The organism is Wolbachia endosymbiont of Drosophila bicornuta, assembly GCF_028982105.1.
Taxonomy (GTDB): Bacteria; Pseudomonadota; Alphaproteobacteria; order Rickettsiales; family Anaplasmataceae; genus Wolbachia; species Wolbachia pipientis.
Genome location: NZ_JAPQLF010000122.1, coordinates 9,204 through 13,405 on the forward strand (window position 1 = coordinate 9,204; position 4,202 = coordinate 13,405).

2 protein-coding genes are annotated in these 4,202 nt (G+C 38.2%); both read left to right on the forward strand.

The genetic code is table 11. From position 1 onward, the window contains the following. Positions 1-654 precede the first annotated feature (654 nt). Positions 655-3,309 (forward strand): 2-oxoglutarate dehydrogenase E1 component, encoded by a 2,655-nt coding sequence (locus OZD68_RS04360; RefSeq protein ID WP_182309871.1) that lies wholly within the window; start codon positions 655-657, stop codon positions 3,307-3,309. Positions 3,310-3,666: 357 nt separating this feature from the next. Further along, positions 3,667-4,140: a hypothetical protein gene (locus OZD68_RS04365; protein ID WP_259366101.1), complete on the forward strand. Its 474-nt coding sequence runs from the start codon at positions 3,667-3,669 to the stop codon at positions 4,138-4,140. Positions 4,141-4,202: the final 62 nt, after the last annotated feature.

A 4,202-nucleotide genomic window follows, 5' to 3' on the forward strand; every position in this document is an offset into this window, starting at 1 on the left:
TAAGCCGAAACGCGCTTACAAAGCGTTTAAGACAGCAAAAAACGTCAAATTGACAAGGGAGAATTTGAATACTAGCTACACTAGGGTTTCTTTGCCTTTTTTCCTGCTTGGTAAATTTCTTAAACACTTGCGGTGTAGGTTAGTTGCAAGTTAAAAGCAGCTAAATCGCTCTTAATCAAGCGTTTTAGAATAAAAAAAACGCCGATATTTTAGTACATGGTAAATAGCCAACCACCACGGGGCTTCTTTTGCCTTTTTTTTCGCTTAGTAAATTTCTTAATGTTTATAGCTAAACGACAACCGTCATCCCGCTACGTGTTAGCGGGATCTCTTGTTAGCGCCGCGGCGGTATGACGTCTCGCTTGCAACCTATAGCTTTGTCATTCCAGTGCTCCTTTTTTTGTCATCCCAGTGCCTTGACTATTTGGATCCAGAAAACTTAGCTTCGAGTCAAGTAGGCTGCAAATAAAAACTGGATTCCAGCGTCACGCGCTGGAATGACACCCTGACAATCGTCATCCCGCTACGTGTTAGCGTGATCTATGTTAAGAGATACCGCGAATGAATCGCGGTATGACGTATAGAAACTAAAAAAGTTCTTTTTTAAAAAACTTAAGTTATACTTATAAGTATTTGATACTTTTTATAGTAATTATGTCGAGTTTAAGCTGCCTTTATGGTGATAATGCAGAATTTGTGGAAGAAATGTATAGCCGTTATCTGCAGGGCGATAAATCAATCGGGAAGGATTGGCACAGAGTTTTTTCAAGCAATTTAGAAGTTAATAAAGCAGAGACTTGCGGTGCACAACATGCAACTAAGGTGGATGATTCGGCTTCTGATTTGGCAAATTTCTTCAGATTTTATGGTCATCTTTTTGCAGACCTTGATCCATTATCGCCAAGTGGAAATAAAGAAATAGATTATCAGAAATATTCGAATCTATCTCCTACGGATGATACTAGAATCTATAGAGATATTTACTGCAAGAATATTGGCTTTGAATTTATGCATATCTCCTCTTATGAAGAGAAAATGTGGCTGCAGGAAAAGATCGAAAATCAAACCTATACGCTGAGCTCACAAGACAAAAAAGAAATACTGAGGCACTTGATCGAATCTGAGATGTTAGAACAATTTCTCCATATGAAATTTCCTGGGTATAAGCGTTTCTCTATCGAAGGTGGAGAGTCAGCTATCGTTGCAATTGAAAAAATCATTAGTGATTCTACGGTTTTTGGTATTGAAGAAATAGTCCTTGGCATGGCTCACCGCGGACGACTCAATGTTCTAACCAAAGTGATGGGGAAAGAATATGCGGCAATGCTGTCTGAATTTCAAGGCAATCTTGCATACCCAAGTGGTCTTGAGGTGTCCGGTGATGTTAAATATCACCTTGGTTACTCTTCTGATCGAGCACTTTCAGGTGGCAAAAAAATACATTTAAGTTTATGCCCTAATCCATCTCACCTTGAAGCGGTAAATCCGGTTTTGGCTGGAAGAATAAGAGCAAAACAGAATATAAGATCTGTGCTTGGCATATCAATTCATGGTGATGCGGCTTTCATCGGTCAAGGAGTGGTTGCTGAAACTTTAACCTTAAGCAATATTGAAGGCTATAAAGTGGATGGCATTGTGCACATTGTCATTAATAACCAAGTTGGTTTTACTGCTAACCCATGTTGCGCACGATCCTCTTTTTATTGCACTGATACAGCAAAATCAATAGAAGCTCCAGTGTTTCACGTCAATGGAGATAACCCGGAAGCTGTGAGTTTTGCTACAAGTCTGGCGATGGAATATAGGCAGAAATTTAAAAAGGACGTAGTAATTGACATAATGTGCTACCGCAAATATGGCCATAATGAAGGTGATGAACCGAATTTCACTCAGCCACTTATGTATAAGGCGATATCAAAGCATAAAACTCCTGGAACATTGTATGAAGAAAAATTTACTGCAGAGAAAGTATTAGATGGCGATGAAGTAAATAAATTGCGCAGTGAATTCAGGGCAAAATTAGATAAAAGTCTTGCTGAATCAGCGGCTTACACTCCAAAAAAAGCTGACTGGTTCGGTGGAGTGTGGTCAAAATTAAGAAGAGCAAAGCTGAACGATTTGAGCGAATACTACACGGATTCTGGTCTTCCGCCAGATGAGCTGAAAAAATTAGGTGTGCGTATAAATAGCAATATCCCAAGTAACTTTAACATTAACAATAAGGTTAGAAAAATACTCGATGGCAGAATAGACAGCATAAATTTTGGTAGTAATATAGACTGGGCAACTGCCGAAAGTCTTGCGTTTGCATCACTGCTCACAGAAAGAATAGGAGTGCGTTTATCAGGACAAGACTCTGGTCGTGGAACTTTCTCGCACCGTCATTCAAGGCTTGTTGATCAGGTAACAGAAGAAGCATTTATTCCGCTAAACAATATAAATGAAAAGCAAGCTCACTTTGAGGTCATAGATAGCGCACTATCTGAGTATGCTGTAATGGGCTTTGAATATGGATATAGTCTTGATTCTCCGTATTCACTGGTGCTCTGGGAAGGACAATTTGGTGATTTTGCAAACGGTGCGCAAATTATGATCGACCAGTTTATCGCATCTGCAGAAACAAAGTGGTTGCGATCAAGCGGTCTAGTTTTATTGCTGCCTCATGGTTATGAAGGACAGGGACCTGAGCATAGCTCCGCACGTATAGAGAGATTTTTGCAACTCTGCGCAGAGGATAATATGCAGGTAGTTAATTGTTCCACTCCGGCGAATTACTTCCATGTCTTACGCAGACAAATGCATAGAGACTTTCGTAAGCCTCTGGTAGTGTTTACACCTAAATCGCTACTGCGCCACAAAAGAGCAGTATCTAACCTATCTGATTTTGAAGGAAAATTCCTCACAGTAATTCCAGAATGTAGAACAGGTTTAGTTTCGAATGATAAAATACGTAAAGTTGTAATATGCAGTGGTAAAGTTTATTACGACATATGTGAAGCACAAAAAATAAACGATATAGCAGTAATACGTTTGGACCAATTCTATCCTTTTCCTGCAGATAAACTAAGTAATGAACTTGAAAAGTACAAAAACGCTGAAATTATATGGTGTCAAGAAGAACCAAAAAATATGGGAGGATGGTTTTTTGTCAACCCATTGATAGAAGAAGTGTTATCTAATCTCGATATCCAAGCAAAAAGACCTAAGTGTATCGCAAGACCTGCTGCTGCATCTCCTGCATGTGGTTATGTTAGTGTTCACACTCAGCAGCAGGAGGAGATTTTAAAGCAGGTTATGCAGGGGATCTAGCACAATTGTGCAAATATTGAAGCGAAAGCTGGCAAGCGAACATTGTTCATCAGATCTTGACGCTGGGCACTGCAGCCAGGCGCGATAGAAAACGTATCACACCAATCAAACCCTTTTGGTACTCAAGCAAATATAAAAGATTTTTATTCTATTAAAAAAAATTTAATTTTTATTAAAATTTTCATTTATTTTTATTTAAAAAGTAAACATTATTAATATTTACTTTAATTAATATAGGATATATATGAATACAAAAATATTTGAAATGTTAATAAGGAGAACTGGTCTACGCAGAGATAGCAAAGCTGAGATCATACAGTTATAGCTCTTTTTACAATAATCAGAACAGACCGTAATATGCTACTGGCCTGCTATAGCCATAAACACATATCTTATCGCATTCGGACTATTATAAGAAAGGCTATAAATAGAAATGAAAAAGCTTTTGTAGATGAGGATAAAGAATCTATCGAATTAGCTGAGGCCATTTTTGAAGAGAATAATATGTTTCATTTCCGTAAACCATGTCCTGCTATGGATTACGTTTTGCACAAATTAATAAATGATAGGAAGCTTTTCGAGGAAATGAAAGATAGAGGTACAAGTATAATACGTCTTTTTTCTTTGTTATCAATGTATCATGGTCGTCTCAATTGCTGTGTTATAAGAAAAGGAGGGTGTATTACTGAGTGTGGCATACTTGATTACGCTGGCACCTATCCAGAACTAGTGCCTTTAGAGGACTTTATACTTATTGAGCCTTCCTCGTACCTCGAGTACATTGTGTTTGACAATGAGAATATCAGAAATAGGTTAGCTGAAGACTTATAGCACTTCTCGCAATAGTCCGAATAGGATAAGATATGTGCTTATGGCTATGGTAGAGCAGTAGC